This window comes from Streptomyces sp. CBMA156 (assembly GCF_014596515.1).
Classification (GTDB): Bacteria; Actinomycetota; Actinomycetes; order Streptomycetales; family Streptomycetaceae; genus Kitasatospora.
The window spans coordinates 56,737-75,195 of record NZ_MSJQ01000428.1; the positions used below are offsets into that span (position 1 = coordinate 56,737).

The window sequence follows — 18,459 nt, forward strand, 5'->3', positions numbered from 1 at the left end:
ACGGCGGCCGGCAGCGAGCGGAGAGGACAACGACGCGGTGGCCGAAATCGGCTGGAGCAGCCTGGAGTTGGAGGCCCGCAGGGAGCTGTGGTCGCTCTCGCTGGAGGAGCCTGACCGGCGGCTGCTCCGGGCCGACCTGCGGGCCGGGGCCTGGGACGCCGCCGGGGAGGTGCGGGCCCGGCTGCGCGCGTTCGTCCGGGACGCCGCCGAATCGGTCGGTGTCACCCACGTGGGTGGCCTGGTGGACCCGGCCCGCCCGGAGGAGGAGATCACCGGGGCGCTGTCCTTCCTGCTGCGGGACTTCGGCCGGATCGTCCCGCAGAACGGGCGCGGCGACCTCACCGCCGTGCTGCGCGACCAAGACGGCGACGGCACCACCGAACTCGGCTTCCACAGCGACACCTGCGACCTGGTGGTTCTGCTCTGTCTGCGCCCCGCCTTCGACGGCGGCGGGCTGACCAGGCTGGCGAGCGCCCGGCACGTCCACGACCTGATCCAGCGGGAGCGGCCGGACGCGCTGGCCACGCTCCGCGAGGACTGGACCTTCGACCGCACCGGCCGGCCCGGTCCGCAGCGGGTGGTCACCCCGATCCTGTACGACCGCGAGGACGGCACGGTCGGCTGCTACTACCAGACGCGTACGGTCCGTTCGTCCCCCGACCGCGGCGGCCCCGAGCTGACGGACCGGCAGTGGGAGGCGCTGGGGGTGCTGGACGAGGCGCTCTACCGGCCGGAGATCGCCTTCGGGCTGCCGATGGGCCCGGGGGACCTGCTGGTCATCCGCAACAGCCGGGTGCTGCACGGGCGCTCGCCGTTCGTCGACGAACCGGGGCGGTACGCCCGGCGGATGCTGCGGGTCTGGGTGAACGAAGGGGCGGAGTGGGCGCGCTGAGCGCGGTGAGGGCGGGCGGCGGCGGTGCCGACCCGGTCCGCCCGCGGGGGCGGTGGCGGCCCGCGGACATCGGGGCCGGACCGTTGTCATCCGTTTCGGGCGGGTGCGACGTCCTGGGGGTATGACCCACTGCCCAGCCCGACCCGACACCGGTGCCCGAGACCACGGCGACGCCCGACCCGACGGCGACGCCCGACCCGACGGCGACGCCCGAGACGACCGCCGGGGGACCGGGCCGGGCCGGGGCGCCGCACCTCCGCACCCGGTCGATCCGGTGGTCCTGGCCCTGGTCGCGGTGTCCGCGGTGGCGGTCGCGCTGCTGGTCCGGGCCCTGCTGCTGAAGTACGAGTCGTCGGACTGGCACTACTTCCTCGACCCCTGGTACCGGTACATCAAGGCGCAGGGCGGATTCCACGCCCTCGGCGACATCGGGTTCGCGGACTACAACGTCCCCTACCTGTACCTGATGGCCGCGCTCGGCTACCTGCCGGTCCCGGCGCTGGCGGCCGTCAAGTGCCTGTCCGTCCTCTTCGACCTGGCTCTGGCGTACTACACCCACCGCATCGTCTCGCTGCGGTGGCCGCACCGGCCCTGGCGGCCGCTCGCGGCGGCGGTGACCGTGCTGTTCCTCCCCACGGTCGTGACCAACAGCGGGTGGTGGGCCCAGGCCGACGCGATCTTCACCGTCTTCCTGCTCGGAGGCGTCCACCACCTCCTGCGCGACCGGCCCTGGTGGTCCTGCGCGTTCTTCGGGATGGCCCTGGCCTTCAAGCTCCAGGCGGTCTTCCTGTTCCCGCTGCTGCTCGTCGTCGTCCTGTGCGGGCGGGTGCCGTGGCGGAGCCTGCTGGCCGTCCCGGCCGCGTACCTGGCGCTCGACGTCCCCGCCCTGCTGCTCGGCGCCGACCCCTGGCCGCTGCTGACGGTGTACGCCCGGCAGACCGGGACCTACCAGGACCTCACGCTCAACGCGCCGTCGGTCTACCAGTTCGTCTCGGTGCCGGCGGGGGAGGAGGGCCCGGTGCGCAGGGCGGGCGTCCTGGCCGCGGGCGTGCTGGTGCTGATGCTGACCGGCCTGGTGGTCAGGGCCGTACGGCGCACCGAGGGCGCGGCGGAAGCGGAAGGGGGCGGGGGCGGGCGGGCCGGGCTCACCGGGACCGGGATCCTGCTGGCGGCCACCGTCTTCGCGATCGCGGTGCCGTTCCTGCTGCCGTCCATGCACGAGCGCTACTTCTACGCTGCGGACGTCCTCAGCGTGCTCGTCGCGTTCCAGCTCCCGCGGCAGCTCTGGTACCTGCCGGTCCTGGTCCAGCTCTCGTCCTTCGGCAGCTACCTCAAGTTCATCGCGCCCGGCGTGGCGCCGTACCTGTCGATGCCGGCCCACGGCGTGCTGATGCTGCTGGCGCTGATCACCGTGCTCCGGGCCGCCGCCCGGGAGTTCGGCGCGGTGCGGGGCCCGGGCGGCGGAACCGGCGCGCCGGCGGACGCCCGCTGACGGGCGCTCGCCGGCGGCACCGGGGGACGGTCAGTTGACGAAGACCGCAGGGCTGCCCGGCCGGCTGGTGTCCGCGACCGGGCCGTACGTCGCGGAGAAGTAGCCGTCGGCCGGGCAGAGCGTCGAGCCGCCGCTCTTGGCGAAGTGCTCGTTGCGGAAGGCCAGGCTGTGCGCGGCGTTGTCGGCGCTGCCGGTGAACGCGCCGCTCAGCTCGTAGGTGCAGGTGAGGGTGCCGAACCAGGAGTCCAGCACGGCGGTGGCCTGGATCGCCCCGGCGGAGCCGCCGCTGAGGGTGACCGGCAGGCCGGGCGCGTCGGAGACGGTGACGCCGTACGGCAGGTGGCCGACCGTCAGGCTGCGCACCGAGGTGACGCCGGTGACGTTGGCGGTGCACGAGCCGAAGGTCAGCCCGGTCAGCGATTCGGTCGCGGTGCCCGGCGCGGCCGGGTTGTCCAGCACCGTGGCCGAGAGCTTCGACGTGGCGCAGGTGACGCCGGTGGTGCTGGTCGCGGTCGAGTAGAAGGTGGCGGAGGTGCCCGCGGTGAGCGGCGCGGCGAGTGCGTCGCCCGCCGCGACGGCGGCGCCGCCCGCGCTCCCGGTGGTGAGCACCGGGCCGGCGGCGAGGGACTCCGGCGACGCGGAGGCGGGGACGGCGGCCAGCGCGAGCGCGGCGGTGGCGCAGGCGGCGGCGAAGATGACGGCGAACTGACGGCTGAAGCGCATGGGGGAAAGGCCTCTTCCTCGGTGAGGGGGCGAGAGGGCGTCCTCTCGCGGCTCCGGGGCGGTGGGGGCCGGGGAGCACACGGCGTTTCTGGGCTCCATACGTTCCAGGGCGTGACGGTGTGCCGTCAAGGCAGTGGACGGAGATTGCTGACTTTTCGTCAGCAAGAGGCCGGGCCCGGGAGCCGGGCGGCTCAGTCGTGGAGAGTGACGCCGGGCAGCGGCTGCCCGGTGGCGTCGAACAGCGCGGCTCCGCAGTCGCAGTGCTCCTCGGCCAGGGTCTCGGCCGGCGACAGTTGCCAGACCAGCATCTGCGCGCAGCCCGGGCAGTTCAGGCTGACCAGGGTCCCCTCGGGTTCCGGGCCCCAGGCCCGTACCGGGAGGCCCTGGTACGTCAGCCCGCTCAGCTCGCGTTCACCGGTCGGCGCGACCAGCACCTCGTAGGAGTCGGTGCCGCTGTCCCACACCGCGAGCGTGCAGCCGAGATCCGCCAGCACACCGGCGAGGTGATCGAGCTGGCGGACCGGGAGATCGCCGCGGACCAGCGCCGGATCGGTCTCGGCCGCGTGGCGGACGGCGTCGGTGTCGACGCCGTCCGGCTCCACTCCGAAGGCCCGTACCCGGCCGGCCACGAACGCCGCCAGCAGGCCCGGGTGGTCCTCGCCGGTCCAGTCCATGGTGAACATCACCCGGTCGACCGGGACCCCCTGGGTCCGCTCGCCGGGCGTCAGGACCAGTTCTTCCAGCTCTTCCAGTTCCGTCATGACGATCACGCTACCAATCTCCGCGCCGCCCCCGCGCGCGGACGTCGCCCGTCTGTCACCGCGAGGCAACACCTGCTCCTGTAGCGGCAGTTCGGCCCCGTTCACCTTCGCGTCGGGTGGGTTTCCCGGGGGCAAGGTCCACTGGAACGGCGGCTCCGTCGGCGCGGTCCCGCCGCCCGCCACCCGCAGGGGAGGTGGCGGTCGGCGGCCGTCCGGCGCGGACTCGGCAGGCATGACACGACACCCGATCGTCGTACGAGGCCCGGCCACGACCGGCCGCCCCCTCCTCCTCGCCGTGAGCGGCCCGCCCGGCGCCGGCAAGACCACGCCGGCGCACGCCCTGGCCGAGGCGCTCGGCCGGCCGGCGGTCTGCCGGGACGAGATCAGGGAGCGGATGGTCGCCGGAGCACCCGCCGACGCCGCCGGCCTCCGGACCGGAGACCCGGACCGGCGGACGCCGGCGGAGTTCTTCGACACCATCTGCGCGCATCGGCGCGCATCTGCGCGCCGGGACCGACCTGGTGGCGGAGGCCGCCTGCCAGGACCGGCTGTGGCGGCCGGGCCTGGAGCCGCTCGCGGACCTGGCGGAACCGCGCATCGTGCGCTGCGCCGTCGACCCCGGCACCGCCCGCGACCGGATCGCCCGCAGGGCCGCGCGGACGCCCGCCCGAGCCGTCCACGCGGACGGCGAGCTGCTGCGGCGGATCGCCCGGGGGGAGCGGCCGATCGAGTCCTGGGTGCCGATCGCGCTGGACGTCCCCTGCCTGGTGGTGGAGACCACGCGGGGCTGGAACCCGCTCCTGGAGCGGATCGCGGCGTTCGCCAGCGGTGCCGATGTCCATGGCGCCGATGCCCACGGTGCCGACGCCACCGGTGCCGATGCCCACGGTGCCGACGCCCACGGTGCCGGGGAGGAGCCGTCCCGCCGGGGCGGGAACCCCGGGCCCGCGGTCTAACCTCGACGGTATGGACCCGTTCGAACACCCCGGTGGACCGGCGGCCCCGGCGGGGCAGGAGCTGGAAGCCCTGGTGCGGCTGCTGGACCGGCGCGGCGCGGTGGTGCTCAGTGGGGCGGGCCTGTCCACCGAGTCCGGCATCCCCGACTACCGCGGTGCCACCGGCCGCCGCCGCAGCGGCACCCCGATGACCTACCAGGAGTTCACCGGCAGCGTGGACGCCCGGCGCCGCTACTGGGCCCGCAGCCACACCGGCTGGCCCGCGATCGCCGGGGCCAGGCCCAACGCCGGGCACCACGCGGTCGAGCGGCTGCGCCGGACCGGGCACGTGGCCGCGGTCATCACCCAGAACGTGGACGGCCTCCACCACGCGGCCGGCACCCGGGAGGCCGTCGAACTGCACGGCGGACTGCACCGGGTGGTCTGCCTCGACTGCCGGCGCACCAGTCCCAGGGCCGAACTCGACCGGCGGCTGGAGGAACTCAACCGGGGCTTCCGCCGTCCCGGGGCCGAGCTGCGGCCCGACGGCGACGCGCGGCTGCCGCGGCCGCTGGTGGACGGCTTCCGGGTCGCCGGCTGTCCGGACTGCGGCGGCGTGCTCAAGCCCGACGTCGTCTTCTTCGGCGAGAACGTCCCGGCGCCCAGGGTCCGGCACTGCTTCGAACTGGTCGACGCGGCCAGCTCGTTGGTGGTCCTCGGCTCCTCCCTCGCGGTGCTGTCCGGACTGCGCTTCGTCCGCCGGGCGGCCAAGGCCCGGCTGCCGGTCGCGATCGTCAACCAGGGGCCGACCCGCGGCGACGAACTCGCCGGGCTCCGGCTCGACCTGCCGCTGGGGCCGGCCCTGGCCGAGGTCGCCCGGCTGCTCGACGCGGCCTGACCGGCCGGCCGCGGGGCCCGTTCAGCCGGCCGGCTGCCAGGGGCGCCCCGGCACCCACAGCGGCACCCGGCCGTCCCGGGGCATGGCCGGCGAGGCGTCCCGCTCCAGCCATCCGGCGATCCGCTCCGGATCGCCCTCGCACTGCTCCACCAGCGCGGCCGCGGCGATCCGGGTGCAGCACAGCACCAGCGCCATGGTGTCCTGGCGGCGGTGCCGCTCCCGCACGTACGCCTCGCCGCGTTCCTCGCAGCGCCGGGCGTGGCCGGGACCGTCGTCGGCGGCCAGTGCCTGGACCCCGTGCCACACCATGGTCAGCGCGCAGGGCTCGGCCGGGTGCGCGACGTCCTCCCGCCGGGCCTGCTCGCGGGCCTCGGCCGAGCGCTGTCCCAGCCACTCCAGCGCCGCGGGACCGTCCTCCCCGCAGGACCGCAGCACCAGCTCCGCGGCCCGGTCCACGACGGCCCGCAGCACCGCGGGCGCGGGCACCCGCAGCCCGGAGGCCGACGTGTCGCCGAATGCCAGCCAGCCGTCGGCGAACCTGGCCGCCCGCAGTCCTCCCACCCAGGCCTGCGCCCCGCCTTCGGGCCCCAGCCACTCCTGCGCCCCCAGTCGCACCAGCCCTACGGCGACCAGGCGCGCCGCGTCCCCGTCCAGCTCCCGCAGCCGTCCACTCCGCACCACGAAACACCCCCGTCAGCGGTTCACCACCCCGTTGAGCCCATCCCACCACACCGGGACGGGAACGAACTAGACAGGGGCACGTCACAATCTGGAAGGGGATGTTCCGGGCACCTCGCCGTCCGGGTGCCGGTCTGGGTGCCGTCCGGGCTCCGCGCGGACGGCCGGGCCGGGCGGGAGACGGCCGCGGCGCGGGCGGCGGCAAGGCGCTCATGGGCGTCGGGCCACGGGACGGGGAGGTCCTCGACCGGGGTCTGCCGGAAGGTGACGGTGGACTCCTCCGTGACGGCGCGCAGGGCCTTCGTCGCGGAGCGGTGGGGCCCGGAGGTCGCGAAGGCGCTCCCCGGCGAGACCCTGGAGACCCTCCGCCCGCCGCGGCCTCCGGCGCCGCCCCGGCACCCGCGGCCGCGCCCGCCCGGCAGCCCTTCGCCGGGTGATGGATCAAGCCAATCGCGCCCGTCACCGATCCCGCCGGGCCGATCGCCGGGTAGAGGACTCCACGAACGGTTCGTGTGAGGTCCAGGACGAGGGTGAGCCGCTTGTGCCGGCTGACGTCCGATGCTCGGCAGGCGGGCGGAGGAGCAGCACGGTGACCGGCGGGAGGCCGGTGCCGGAGAGCGGCGGGAAGGGGATGCGGGCGTACTCGGCGAACGCGGCCGACCGGTCCGGGTGTCGGGTGCCGACGCCGTGGACGCGGGGGTCGCGGGCGGTGGATTCGGCCATTTGTTCGTGGTGGGTGCCGGGCTCCGGGGTGCGTTCGCCCGGGCCGGTGACCCCTCCCCACCCGAGCGAGTGGTCCAGACCACGGGGGCGTGGGCACCTGGGCGGCGGTAGCGCGCCGCCGGGGCCGCGCGGGACGCGTCAGGGCTGGTCAAGTCGGCGTCGGCGGCTGGGAGTCGAGGCTCCGGCGGCCGGTGTTCGGTCCGGTGCCAGGAGCGTCGGGGCGGTGGGTGCCGCCGGCCACGGCCGGCACCCGGGAGGTCGCACGTAGCCGGGGTTCATCGCTTGGAAGTGCGGTCCGGGCGCCGATTCCGGTGAGTTCCGCATGGAAGCCCACTCGTCGCGGCGGGGCGGCCGCGCCGTGCCGGCGGGCGGGTGGGGCGATGACGACAGAAGGGGTCGAATCGGATATGGACGTGACGACGCGGACGACGGCCGTGGTGGTGGGCCGCACGGTCGAGCGGGAGGCGCAACACCGGCCGGGGACAGGGGTGTTCTGGCGCTTCTGGACCGGATCGATGGTCAGCCGGCTGGGGGACCAGGTGACCAACGTCGCCCTGCCCCTGATCGCCGTGGTCACCCTGCACGCGACCGCCTGGCAGGTCGGCCTGATCACCGCCGCCGGCTACCTGGCCTGGCTGCTGGTCGGGCTGCCGGCCGGCGTCCTGGTCCACCGGCTGCCACTGCGCGGCACCCAGGTGGTGATGGACCTGGTACGCGCGCTCGCCGTCGCCTCGGTGCCGGTGGCGGCCGTCCTGGGGGTGCTCGGCCTGCCGCAGCTGGTGGCGGTCGCGCTGCTGACGGGGCTGGCGAGCGTGGTCTTCGACGTCGGCAACGCGACACTCCTGCCCTCGATCGTCGCCAGGGACCAGCTGACCGCCCGCAACAGCCTGCTCTCCGGCACCAGTGCCGCGACCGAGCTGGCCGGCCCCTCGCTCGGCGGGGTGCTGGTCCAACTCGTGGGCGGCGCGGTCGCGATGGTGCTGGACGCGGTCAGCTACCTGGTCTCGGCCGCGCTGCTGCGCAGCCTGCCGCGGCCGGCGCGACAGGCCGCCCGCGAGGGCGGTGCCGGGGTGCGGGAGCAGATCCGCGAGGGCTGGCACTTCGTCGTCCGGCATCCGGTGATCGGGCCGTGCGCCGCCGACGCCACCGCCGTCAACTTCGTGGCCGGCGCGCTGATGACGCTCACCCCGGTGTTCCTGGTCCGCGATCTCGACGCACCGGTCGCCGCCGTCGGCGCCCTGATGGCCACCGGCGGCCTGGGCAGCCTCGTCGGCGCGGCCCTCACGCCCCGGGTGATCTCCAGGATCGGCAGCGGCGGCGCCCTGCGCTGGTCGGCGCTGTTCGCCGCGCTCTTCACCTTCCTGCTCCCGGCGGCCGGCTCCGGCTGGGCGGTACTGGTCTTCGCCGTCGGCAACGCGGGCTTCTCGGCGGGCGTGGTGGTCGCCACCATCGTCACCCGCACCCACCGGCAGACCCACACCCCGCCCGAGCTGCTCCCCAGGGTGATGGCCACCGTACGGTTCGTCTCCTGGGGGGCGATACCGGTCGGCGCGCTGCTGGCCGGCGCCGCCTCCTCGGCCTGGGGGACGCGGACGGCCCTGCTCCTGGTGGCGGTGTGCAGCCTGGCCGGCCCGGCGATCCTGGCGTCCAGTTCGGTCCGCCGCCTGCGCGACCTGGCCTGAACCGCGGCCGGTCCTGAACCGCGGCCGGGTCACGCCGGGGCGGTGCGAGGGAGAAAGGCGGGAACGGGCGCGGGAATTGTCAGACACGCACTAGCCTCGCCCGAATGACAGCCACCCTGAACGACTCCGTGCGCGCACTGCTCGATGCGCCCGTTCCCGCCGTGCTCGCCACCCTCAACCCGGACGGGAGCCCCCAGACCTCGGTGGTCTGGGTCGGCCGGGACGGTGACGACCTGCTGCTCTCCACCGCCGCCGGCCGGCGCAAGGAGCTCAACCTGCGCCGCGACCCGCGCGCCAGCCTCACCGTGTACGACCCGGCCGACCCGCTGCGCTACGTCGAGGTCCGGGGCCTGGCCACCGTGGCCGAGGACACCGGGCGGGCGCTCGCGGTGGCCCTGGCGGAGCAGTACGAGGGGCCCGGCGCCGGGCAGGAGTACCTCGACCTCCCGCCGGAGGTGCTGCGGGTGGTCGTCCGGATCAGCCCGACCAGGGTCGTCGGAACCGCGACCGGCTGAGGCCGGCCCGGCCGGGACCGGCCCGCCGCCGGACACGGCACCGGACACGGCAACGGGCACCCCCGCGGAACCTCCGCGGGGGTGCCCGTTGCTCGCCGACGGCGGCCGGCCGGTGCCGGTCAGCCCACGGCGACGCCGTCGGCCGTCCGTCCGGCCGCCTCGCCGACGGCGGCCGGCACCTCGACCTGGGCGGCGGCGCGGCACGCCAACTCCACCGGGTGGAAGCCGACTCCGGGACCGGCCGGGGCGGAGCCGGCCGGGCCGCGGAAGACGGCGGTGTCCGCCGGGAGCAGTTCCGGGCGGAACACCATCGCCAGACCCGCCCGGCCGCTCAGGTTCAGCTTCCGGTAGATGCGCGTCAGGTGCTGTTCCACCGTGCTGACGGTGATCCAGAGTTTGTCGCTGATCTCCCGGTTGCTGTCGCCCTGCGCGGCCAGCTTGGCGACCCGGAGCTCGGCCCGGCTCAGGCCGGTGACCACCGGGGGCGCGACCTTGCCGGGGCCGGGCGCCGATGACGGTCCCAGCGGGAGCGCGGACTCGGCGCCCCTGCCGAGGAGGCCGTCACCGGTGCGGGTCTGCGCGCCGGGGCGTGCTGCCCCGCCGTCGCACGGTTCCTCGTCGAGCACGAACCCGGCGGTGCCGTCGGCCACGCCGTTCACTGTTGCCGTTGCCGTTGCCGTTGCCGTTGCCGTTGCCGTCGCCGCCACGGGCCGGGCCCGGGCCCGGTGCGGTCCGGCCACCGGACGGGCGGATTCCGGCCGATCGCCGGACGCGCGTAGACGGTGGGCAGACGTATGCGGCAGGACGGATTCCGCTCCGCCCTCCTCGTGGTCGGCCAGGATCCGGAGCAGGACGCCCCGGGTGCGGTCGTCCAGCGACGGTTCCTCCAGCCGGCTCGCCGCCAGGTGCCGGGCGCCCTCCGGATCGCCGGCCCGGAAGGTGGCCTCGACCAGGCTGGCGGTGAGCGGGATCAGGGCGGGGACGTCCAGTCGCCAGACCCTGAGTCTTCGTGCGCAGGTCCTGAGGTGGTCGAGCGCCTCCGCGGTCCGGCCGGTGGCCAGGGCCAGCCGGGCCCGGGCGTGCAGGTAGCGGATGCCGAGCACGGTCTCGAACATGGCGCTCGGGACCTCCCGGCCGGCCTCCTTGGCGGCGTCGTCCGTCCGCCCCCGCGCAAGGTGGGCCTGGATGAGCACCGACAGCGGGTAGCCGATCGACACCCCCCAGTTCTCCTCGCCCGCCAGCGAGAGGGCGTCCGAGGCCAGTTCGGCGGCGGCCTCGGCATCGCCGTCGCGCAGGCACACGTCGGCCCTGGCCGCCTTGAGCTGGGCCAGCCAGGTGGTGGCGCCCCGGCGGGTGGCGTGGCCGATCAGCTCGTCGCACCAGAGCAGCGCGCGGCCGGGCTGGCCGCCGTCGGCGAGGGCGAGGATCGCCGTGGTGACCGTCTCCAGCGGCATCTCGTCCACCCGGCAGGAGGACAGGACGCGCTCGGCCATCGAGGCGCTCTCCGCGTCGCCGCCCCGGGCCCAGACCCGGGAGAAGGCCTCGATCGCCTCCGTCGCCGCCGGCAGCCGGGCACCGCCGGACGCGGAGCCGAGGCAGAGCTCGTCGAGGTTCCAGGACCGGGTGAAGGACGGGCCGAAGAACCAGTGGAAGGCGTGCAGGACGTCGACGCCGTCCTCGTGTCCGAGGGTGACGCCCGAGCGCCGCGCCTCCGTGAGGACGGTGGAGACGGTGGTGAGGTCGCCCCGCCACAGCAGGGCCCGGATCAGGGCGACGACGTCCTGGCCGGTGAGCTTGCCCTCGACCAGGGCCTCGCGCAGCGCGGTGGTGTGCGGAGCGACCGCACTGGGGTTGGCGGGCCAGGTGGAACGGACGTAGCGGCGCAGGGTGGACAGGTGCTGGTCGTCGTTGGCGGCGGCCAGCGCCAGGTTGAGGTACAGGTGCGCGGTCGAGGTCTTGCCCTCGGCCAGCTCCTGTTCGGCCGCGTCGGTGAGGATCGGTACGGTCCAGTCGCCGTCGGCCTCGCCGGCGGCGACGATCTGGGCGGCGATGTCCGTGGTGGCCATGCCCAGGTCGCGGCGGAGCCTCGTCGCCCGGGTGTAGAGGGTGGTCTGTTCCTCACGCGAGAGCGAGGCCAGGACGGCGGCCGCGACGTTCGGGTGGCGGAACTCGTGGCCGGTGGCGAGACCGGCGTTGGTGAGGATCTCCAGTGCCTGCCCGACCCTGCGCTGGTCGAGGTCGAGCAGCCGCCCGAGCAGCGCGGGGGTGGTGTGCTCGCGCAGGACGGCCATGCCGCTGGCGACCGAGAGGATCTGCGGTTCCCAGCGGTACAGGCAGGCCAGGACGGCCATCTCGAAGGACTTGCCGACCGCGGGCGTGTCGTCGGGGCGGGCCCCGCCGTGGCCGGCTTCGAGGTGGTTGTCCTCGATCAGCGCGTGGACCAGGATCGGGTTCCCCCCGCTCAACCGGTGGACGGCCGGGGCGAGTCGGGGTGCGATGGCGTGGTCCGCGGTGCGTTCCAGGATGGTGCGGATGGTGGCTTCGGACATCAGCTTCAGCTGGATCCGGCTGTGCGGTGCCCGGGTGACCTCGGCGCGGAACAGCGGCAGCGTGGGCTGCGGCCGGTCCCACTCGTTGAGCACCATGAGCACGCGCTGCGGGCGCATCCGGCGCTGGAGGTAGAGCAGCGCCTGGAGCGACGCGGTGTCGGCGAAGTGCACGTCGTCGATGCCGACGACGACGGAGCGCCCCTCGCAGGCCAGCAGCAGGGCGTTGCAGAGCCGACGGATCGTCTCGTTGTCGACGGCCTGCGGTCGTTCGGACCGGTGACCGGTGCCCTGACGGCTGCCGCACGCCTCCGAGAGCAGGCCGGGGATCTCCTCGGCGAGCTGCTTCGGTAATTCGGCACAGCGGAGCAGTTGCTCGACGACTCCCATCGGGAGGTCGCGCTCGGCCCGCGAACCGGTGGCCTGGAGGACCAGTGCGCCCTCTTTCGCCGCCAGTGCCTCGAATTCGTGCAGTAGTTGGGTTTTACCACTTCCCAGTGTTCCGCTGACGAGGACCACCCGGCCGTTTCCGCCGGCCAGCCCCTCGAATTGATTCAGTAAATACTCCAACGCTTCATGCTGCTCGGCGCGAATCAGCAAGAATGCCTCCGAGTTGTTGTGTAAAGCCCTGCATCCACCGCACCGGAAAGGCTGAGATCCCCCGTGCCGCCTGAACCTCCATGACGTTGGGTGAGCAACTGGATACATGGCGTGTTCAGTGCGAAGGGGGAACGCCGACGGGTCTGAGTACCCGGGTTTGCACCTACTTTCACCCTAGGCGAACTTCATCAGGTCCCGCTAGAACTTCCGTACAGCTTCAGGTCGTTGACTTAAGCCGTGGCCGATAGCCTGATCCGCCGGAGGTGTCTGATGCCGCGACCAGGACAGTTCAAGCCGGAGACGGGTGGGTGGCTGCCGGACCGCATCGCGGTCGGGCTGCTGACCGGGGCCTACCCGCCGGAGCTGGTGGACCGGGTGGTGGCCCGGTGCGGCCGGGAGGGCCGGCGGAAGCGGCTGCTGACGCCGGAGGTGACGGTCTACTTCGTGCTGGCGATGTGTCTGTTCCCCGGTGACGGCTACGAGGAGGTGGCCAGGAAGCTCGCCCGGGGCCTGGCCTGGGGCAGGCGCTGTTCCGCGCCCGGGCAGGTGCCCAGTGCGGCGGCGATCTCCAGGGCGCGGCTGCGGCTGGGGTCCGAGCCGCTGGAGGAGCTGTTCGCCGAGGCGGCCCGGTCCTCCGCCGTCGGGGCGGACGGGTGCACCCGGTACCGGGGGCGGCGCCTGGTGGCGGTCGAGGGCACCGTCCTCGACGCGCCGGACACGGCGGAGAACGTCGCGCACTTCGGGTCCCCGGTGCTCGGCGGGCGCGGATACCCGCAGGTCCGGGTGGTGGTGCTGGCCGGGTGCGGCGGCAACGTCGTCACCGCGGCCGCCCTGGGCCCGCCCAGCCGCTCCGAACCCGGCCTGGCCCGCGGCCTGTTCGACCGCCTCGGCCGCGGGGACCTGCTGCTGGCCGACCACCGGGGGTTCGACGGCCCGCCGCTGTGGCGGGCGGCCTCGGCGGGCGGGGCCGACCTGCTCTGGCGGGTCCGCCCGAGCGCCTTGCTGACGTTTCGTCAACAACTGTGCGATGGTTCGTACTTGGCGGAGTTCTCGATGGCCTCTGACGGCCGGTCGGAGCCGGTGCGGGTGGTCGAGGAGCGCGCGCCGGGAGAGTCGGGCCGGCTGCTCACCACGCTGCTCGACCCCGGTCAGGCCCCCGCCGCCGAGCTGACCGCCCTGCACCGCGAGTGGGGGATGACGGCGACCGCCCTCCAGCAGCTGACGGCCGACCAGCTGGGGCCGATCCGGGTGCTGCGGTCCCGTTGCCCGGAGGGGGTCGAACAGGAGGTCTGGGGTCATCTGTTGGTGCACCATGCGATCCGCCGTCTGATGGCCTTCGGGTCGGTGCGGTAAGTCAACGGTGAGGTGGCGCTGAACCGGCTGTTCCGGTTGGCCATGACGGCCGAATTGCGACGGTGCGTTCCGGATATCCGCGAAGGTCCAACGGGGCGGAAGCAGCCCGTGTCATCCGGGTGATGCGCAGTGGAATCGGAGGTGGGCGTTCCGCACACGTTCTGCCTGCGGAGCCAGCGGGTTCGCGGCGCCGGCCGGCGCGGGCCCGGGCCGGTGGAACCAGTCGCTCCGGTCCGCGAATCCGGCCCGTGATCCGGCCCGCGGCCCCGCCCGGCGAAACCCCTAAAGTTCGCCGCGGGCCGCCCCCTAACCTCGCCGCGCCCGGGAACGGCCCCCTTGCCCGGCCGGCATGATCGATGTAGGGCCTCTCGGGGACGGGCCCCGGCGTGGACCGAATCGCCCGCGGGCTCGCGGGGGAGCGGCGACCCGGAATCCGGGCGGGGAATCGACGGGGCGCCGGTGGGGCACCGGTGGGCATCCCCTACCGGGGGTGCGGGAGGGGCGCCGCGCGCACGCGCCCGCGCGGCGCGGCTAGGGGTTGTCCGGCCGGGGCCGGGCCCGTCACGGTAGGAGCCGTTCAGGTCCCGACAGGACAGCGGGCGACCGGAGGGCGGCCACGAACGCTCGTGGGTCCTTCGTCCGCAGACCAAGGTGAGACGGTTCTCCACGCGGTCCCGCGCGTTCGCGGCGGCGGCTCACCGGTGTCGCGGTCCGACCACGCCGACCGCCGGAGGGATTCCAGTCGCCATGGCAGCAAACGACGATCTGTGGGTGCGCCGCTACCACCCCGCGCCCGACGCCGGGCACCGGCTGCTGTGCCTGCCGTACGCCGGCGGGTCCGCGAGCTACTTCTTCCCCGTGTCGCGCGCACTGTCGCCCCAGGTCGACGTCCTCGCGGTGCAGTACCCCGGCCGCCAGGACCGGCGGCACGAGCCCTGCGTCGAATCCGTGCAGGAACTCGCCGACCTGCTGGTCGACGTGGTCAAGCCCTGGACCGACCGCCCGCTCTCGCTGTTCGGCCACAGCATGGGCGCCTCCGTCGCGTTCGAGCTGGCGCTGCGCCTGGAGGACCTCGGCATCGTCCCGCACGCCCTGTTCGCCTCCGGACGGCGCGCGCCCTGCGCCCCGCGCGACGAGTGGATCCACCGGCGCGACGACCAGGGCCTGCTCGCGGAGATCAAGCGCCTCGACGGCACCGACTCCAACCTCCTCGACGACGAGGAGATGGTCCGGATGGTCCTCCCGGTGATCCGCAGCGACTACAAGGCCGCCGAGACCTACCGCCCCGCCCCCGACGCCCCGAAGCTCACCGCGCCGGTCCTCGCCCTGGTCGGCGACGACGACCCGAAGGTCACGGTGGACGAGGCCCGCAGGTGGCGCGAGCACACCTCGGGCCCCTTCGAGATCGAGGTGTTCCGCGGCGGCCACTTCTACCTCAACGCGCACGCGAGCACCGTGGTCGACCGGATCCGCACCCGGCTCGGCTGACTGACCGTCCCGTCACCGTCCACGCGAACCGACCGTGTCGAAGGGCAGCCGGTTTCCCACCGGTCCTCACCACTGCTCTGCGCGCCGGTCCTCGGAAATTCCCGAAACTGCCCGGAGGAGTCGTTCGTGTCCAAGTCGCTCTACGAACTCGGAGAGGTTCCGCCGCTCGGCGTCGTGCCGGAACAGATGTACGCGACCGTCATCCGCCAGGACCGCTTCGGCGAACCCGTCAAGGCGATGCAGACCGAGGTCGTCGACGTGCCGAAGCCCGGTCGCGGCGAGGTGCTGGTGTACGTCATGGCCGCGGGAATCAACTACAACAACGTCTGGGCGTCGCTGGGCGAACCCATCGACGTCATCGCGATGCGGCAGCGGATGCTCGGCGCGAAGGAGGACTTCCACATCGGCGGCAGCGACGGCTCGGGAGTCGTCTGGGCCGTCGGCGAGGACGTGCGGCAGTTCAAGGTCGGCGACGAGGTCATCCTCTCCGGGGGGACCTGGGACGAGACGGGCGAGGACATCCGGATGGGGGTCGAGCCGCTCGCCTCGAAGTCCCTGCGGGCCTGGGGCTACGAGACCAACTACGGCTCCTTCGCCCAGTACACCGTCGTCCGCGAGCACCAGTGCCACCCCAAGCCCGCCAACCTGTCCTGGGAGGCGGGCGGCGGCTACCTGATCACCGGCGCCACCGCCTACCGGCAGCTGACCCACTGGACGCCGCACCACGTGCGCCCGGGCGACCCGGTGCTGATCTGGGGTGGCTCCGGCGGCGTCGGCTCGGCGGCGATCCAGATCGTCAAGCTGCTCGGCGGCATCCCGATCGCGGTGGTCTCCAACCCGGACCGGGTCCGGTTCTGCCTGGACCTCGGCGCCGCGGGCGTGATCGACCGCCGCGAGTTCACCCACTGGGGCCGGCTGCCCGACCTCGACGACGAGGCGGCGACCAGGGCCTGGACGGCCGAGGCGCGCCGCTTCGGCGCCAAGGTCTGGGAGATCCTCGGGGAGCGCCGCAACCCGCGCGTCGTCGTCGAGCACCCCGGCGAGGACACCCTGCCGACCTCGCTGTTCGTCTGCGACAACGGCGGCATGGTCGTCCTGTGCGGCGGGACCAGCGGCTACAACGGCGACCTGGACCTGCGCTACCTGTGGATGCGCAGCAAGCGGCTCCAGGGCTCGCACGGCTCGGACACCCAGGAGAACCGCGCGGTCATCGGGCTGATGTCCGACGGCCGGCTCGACCCGTGCATCACCTGGTGCGGCACCTTCGACCGGATCGGCGAGGGCCACCAGATGCTGTACGCGAACCAGCAGGGCGTGGGCAACCTGGCCGCGCTGGTGAACGCCGAGGCACCGGGCCAGACCACGCTGCGGCTGGGCTGATCCGCGGGGACGGAACCGCGCCGTCGGACGACGGCGCGGAATTCCGCATGGAATTTCCCGGACGGAATTCCGGAGCGGGGTTCCGGGCGCCCGCGATTCCCGGTCCGACGGCGTCGGCCGGGGGCGTCCCGGGCCGATTTCCACCCCTTTCCCCTGGGGTCGATTAGGGGTGCCGCACGCGGTTTCGCCTCCCTAGGATTCGGAACGCTGCGGTCTTGCGGGTATCTCACGGTTAATCGGTTCCGGCTGCGATCCACCGCCGGCCGGGAGTAGGGGTTGATCAGCGTGGGGGAAGAGCAGAAGTATCTCGAATACCTGAAGCGGGTGACGGCCGACCTCCGGCGCACACGCCGTCAGCTCCAGGTGGCGGAGATGCGCGAGCGGGAGCCCGTCGCGATCGTCGCGATGGCCTGCCGTTACCCGGGCGGCGTGAGCTCGCCGGCCGAGCTGTGGCAGCTGGTGACCAGCGGCGGCGACGGCATCACCGGGTTCCCCGAGGACCGCGGCTGGCCGACCGGCTCCGGCTACGCGAACGAGGGCGGATTCGTCGACGGGGCCGCCGACTTCGACGCCGCGCTGTTCGGCATCTCCCCGCGCGAGGCCGTGGCCATGGACCCGCAGCAGCGGCTGCTGCTGGAGTCCGCCTGGGAGGTCGTCGAGCGGGCCGGGCTCGACCCGCGCTCGCTCACCGGCAACCGGGTCGGCGTGTTCGTCGGCGCCTCCGCCTCCGGCTACGCCGAAGGCGCCCACGCCCTGCCCGAGGGCGCCGACACCCACCTGGCCATCGGCAACGCCGCCAGCGTGGTGTCCGGCCGGATCGCGTACGCGCTGGGCCTGGAGGGCCCCGCCGTCACCATCGACACCGCCTGCTCCTCCTCCCTGGTCGCCCTGCACCTGGCCGTCCACGCGCTGCGCGCGGGCGACTGCGAACTGGCGCTGGCCGGCGGCGTCACCGTGATGTCCTCGCCGAGCGTCTTCGCGGAGTTCAGCCGCCTCGACGGCCTGGCCGGCGACGGGCGCTGCAAGGCGTTCGCCGCGGCGGCCGACGGCACCGGCTGGGGCGAGGGCGTCGGCCTGCTGATGGTGGAACGGCTCTCCGACGCCCAGCGGCTCGGGCACCCGGTGCTCGCCGTGGTGCGCGGCAGCGCGGTCAACCAGGACGGCGCCTCCAACGGCCTCACCGCCCCCAACGGCCCCTCCCAGCAGCGGGTGATCCGTCAGGCGCTGGCCGGCGCCGGGCTGTCCCCGGCCGACGTGGACGCGGTGGAGGCGCACGGCACCGGCACCCGGCTCGGCGACCCGATCGAGGCCCAGGCCCTGCTCGCCACGTACGGGCGGGAGCGCGCCGAGGGCGGCCCGCTGTGGCTCGGCTCGGTCAAGTCCAACATCGGCCACACCCAGGCCGCGGCCGGCGTGGCCGGGGTGATCAAGATGGTGCAGGCGATGCGGCACGGCGTGCTGCCGGCCACCCTGCACGTGGACGAGCCCACCCCGCACGTGGACTGGAGCGAGGGCGGCGTCGAGCTGCTGACCGAGGCCAGGCCGTGGCCGGAGACCGACCGTCCCCGCCGGGCCGGTGTCTCCTCGTTCGGCATCAGCGGCACCAACGCGCACGTGATCCTGGAGGCGGCGCCCGCCCACGCGCCCGCCGAGCCGGACGCCGACACCGATGCCGACCCGGACTCCGGCACCGTCACCGGCACCGGCGCCGAGCCCGCCGTCCACGTCCTTGCGGCGCCCGTCGGCCCCGACCGGCCGCTGCTGTGGCCGCTCTCCGGCAAGAGCGCGGCCGG

14 protein-coding genes are annotated in these 18,459 nt (G+C 74.3%); 10 read left to right on the forward strand and 4 right to left on the reverse strand.

What is annotated here, in order from left to right; genetic code table 11:
* Positions 1–37: 37 nt before the first annotated feature.
* Both BU198_RS38435 and BU198_RS38440 read left to right on the forward strand, forming a co-directional pair.
* On the forward strand, positions 38–892 hold the full coding sequence (locus BU198_RS38435; RefSeq protein ID WP_188301389.1) for a TauD/TfdA family dioxygenase: 855 nt from the start codon (positions 38–40) through the stop codon (positions 890–892).
* Positions 893–1,166: 274 nt separating this feature from the next.
* Positions 1,167–2,384 (forward strand): glycosyltransferase 87 family protein, encoded by a 1,218-nt coding sequence (locus tag BU198_RS38440; protein ID WP_188301390.1) that lies wholly within the window; start codon positions 1,167–1,169, stop codon positions 2,382–2,384.
* Positions 2,385–2,414: 30 nt separating this feature from the next.
* Here the strand turns inward: BU198_RS38440 and BU198_RS38445 are convergent, their stop codons facing one another.
* Positions 2,415–3,107, reverse strand: coding sequence for a Tat pathway signal sequence domain protein (locus tag BU198_RS38445; RefSeq protein ID WP_223245517.1), 693 nt, complete (start codon positions 3,105–3,107; stop codon positions 2,415–2,417).
* Between the two features lie 191 nt (positions 3,108–3,298).
* Entirely contained in the window at positions 3,299–3,868 is a 570-nt protein-coding gene (locus tag BU198_RS38450; protein WP_188301391.1) for a hypothetical protein, read from the reverse strand.
* Positions 3,869–4,389: 521 nt separating this feature from the next.
* Between BU198_RS38450 and BU198_RS38455 the strand changes: the two genes are divergently transcribed.
* Together BU198_RS38455 and BU198_RS38460 are read left to right on the forward strand one after the other, a co-directional pair.
* Entirely contained in the window at positions 4,390–4,824 is a 435-nt protein-coding gene (locus tag BU198_RS38455) for a hypothetical protein (protein ID WP_188301392.1), read from the forward strand.
* A gap of 10 nt (positions 4,825–4,834) precedes the next feature.
* Complete coding sequence (locus BU198_RS38460) at positions 4,835–5,701, forward strand: NAD-dependent protein deacetylase (RefSeq protein WP_188301393.1); 867 nt, start codon at positions 4,835–4,837, stop codon at positions 5,699–5,701.
* 21 nt (positions 5,702–5,722) lie between these two features.
* On the opposite strand, the gene BU198_RS38465 is transcribed toward BU198_RS38460, so the two are convergent.
* On the reverse strand, positions 5,723–6,379 hold the full coding sequence (locus tag BU198_RS38465) for a hypothetical protein (protein WP_188301394.1): 657 nt from the start codon (positions 6,377–6,379) through the stop codon (positions 5,723–5,725).
* Positions 6,380–7,509: 1,130 nt separating this feature from the next.
* Between BU198_RS38465 and BU198_RS38470 the strand changes: the two genes are divergently transcribed.
* Together BU198_RS38470 and BU198_RS38475 are read left to right on the forward strand one after the other, a co-directional pair.
* Entirely contained in the window at positions 7,510–8,784 is a 1,275-nt protein-coding gene (locus BU198_RS38470; protein ID WP_188301395.1) for an MFS transporter, read from the forward strand.
* 104 nt (positions 8,785–8,888) lie between these two features.
* Complete coding sequence (locus BU198_RS38475; RefSeq protein WP_188301396.1) at positions 8,889–9,299, forward strand: PPOX class F420-dependent oxidoreductase; 411 nt, start codon at positions 8,889–8,891, stop codon at positions 9,297–9,299.
* Between the two features lie 119 nt (positions 9,300–9,418).
* On the opposite strand, the gene BU198_RS38480 is transcribed toward BU198_RS38475, so the two are convergent.
* A complete protein-coding gene (locus tag BU198_RS38480; protein ID WP_188301397.1) occupies positions 9,419–12,415 on the reverse strand; it encodes a helix-turn-helix transcriptional regulator in 2,997 nt (998 codons plus the stop codon).
* 300 nt (positions 12,416–12,715) lie between these two features.
* Between BU198_RS38480 and BU198_RS38485 the strand changes: the two genes are divergently transcribed.
* From BU198_RS38485 to BU198_RS38500, 4 genes are all read left to right on the forward strand, one after another.
* A complete protein-coding gene (locus BU198_RS38485; protein ID WP_188301398.1) occupies positions 12,716–13,798 on the forward strand; it encodes an IS4 family transposase in 1,083 nt (360 codons plus the stop codon).
* A 747-nt stretch (positions 13,799–14,545) separates the two neighbouring features.
* Positions 14,546–15,286, forward strand: coding sequence for a thioesterase II family protein (locus BU198_RS38490; protein ID WP_188301399.1), 741 nt, complete (start codon positions 14,546–14,548; stop codon positions 15,284–15,286).
* A gap of 126 nt (positions 15,287–15,412) precedes the next feature.
* Positions 15,413–16,666, forward strand: a complete 1,254-nt coding sequence (gene ccrA, locus BU198_RS38495) for a crotonyl-CoA carboxylase/reductase (protein ID WP_317620499.1) — start codon at positions 15,413–15,415, stop codon at positions 16,664–16,666.
* A 285-nt stretch (positions 16,667–16,951) separates the two neighbouring features.
* A partial coding sequence (locus BU198_RS38500) for a type I polyketide synthase (protein WP_188301406.1) occupies positions 16,952–18,459 on the forward strand: 1,508 nt, incomplete at its 3' end.

What these genes read in the sequence shown, in the direction of transcription:
- BU198_RS38490 (WP_188301399.1), top strand. Translation starts at nt 14,546, where the DNA reads ATGGCAGCAAACGACGATCTGTGGGTGCGCCGCTACCACCCCGCGCCC.
- BU198_RS38470 (WP_188301395.1), top strand. Translation starts at nt 7,510, where the DNA reads ATGGACGTGACGACGCGGACGACGGCCGTGGTGGTGGGCCGCACGGTC.
- BU198_RS38475 (WP_188301396.1), top strand. Translation starts at nt 8,889, where the DNA reads ATGACAGCCACCCTGAACGACTCCGTGCGCGCACTGCTCGATGCGCCC.
- BU198_RS38485 (WP_188301398.1), top strand. Translation starts at nt 12,716, where the DNA reads ATGCCGCGACCAGGACAGTTCAAGCCGGAGACGGGTGGGTGGCTGCCG.
- BU198_RS38445 (WP_223245517.1), bottom strand. Translation starts at nt 3,107, where the DNA reads ATGCGCTTCAGCCGTCAGTTCGCCGTCATCTTCGCCGCCGCCTGCGCC.
- BU198_RS38450 (WP_188301391.1), bottom strand. Translation starts at nt 3,868, where the DNA reads ATGACGGAACTGGAAGAGCTGGAAGAACTGGTCCTGACGCCCGGCGAG.
- BU198_RS38460 (WP_188301393.1), top strand. Translation starts at nt 4,835, where the DNA reads ATGGACCCGTTCGAACACCCCGGTGGACCGGCGGCCCCGGCGGGGCAG.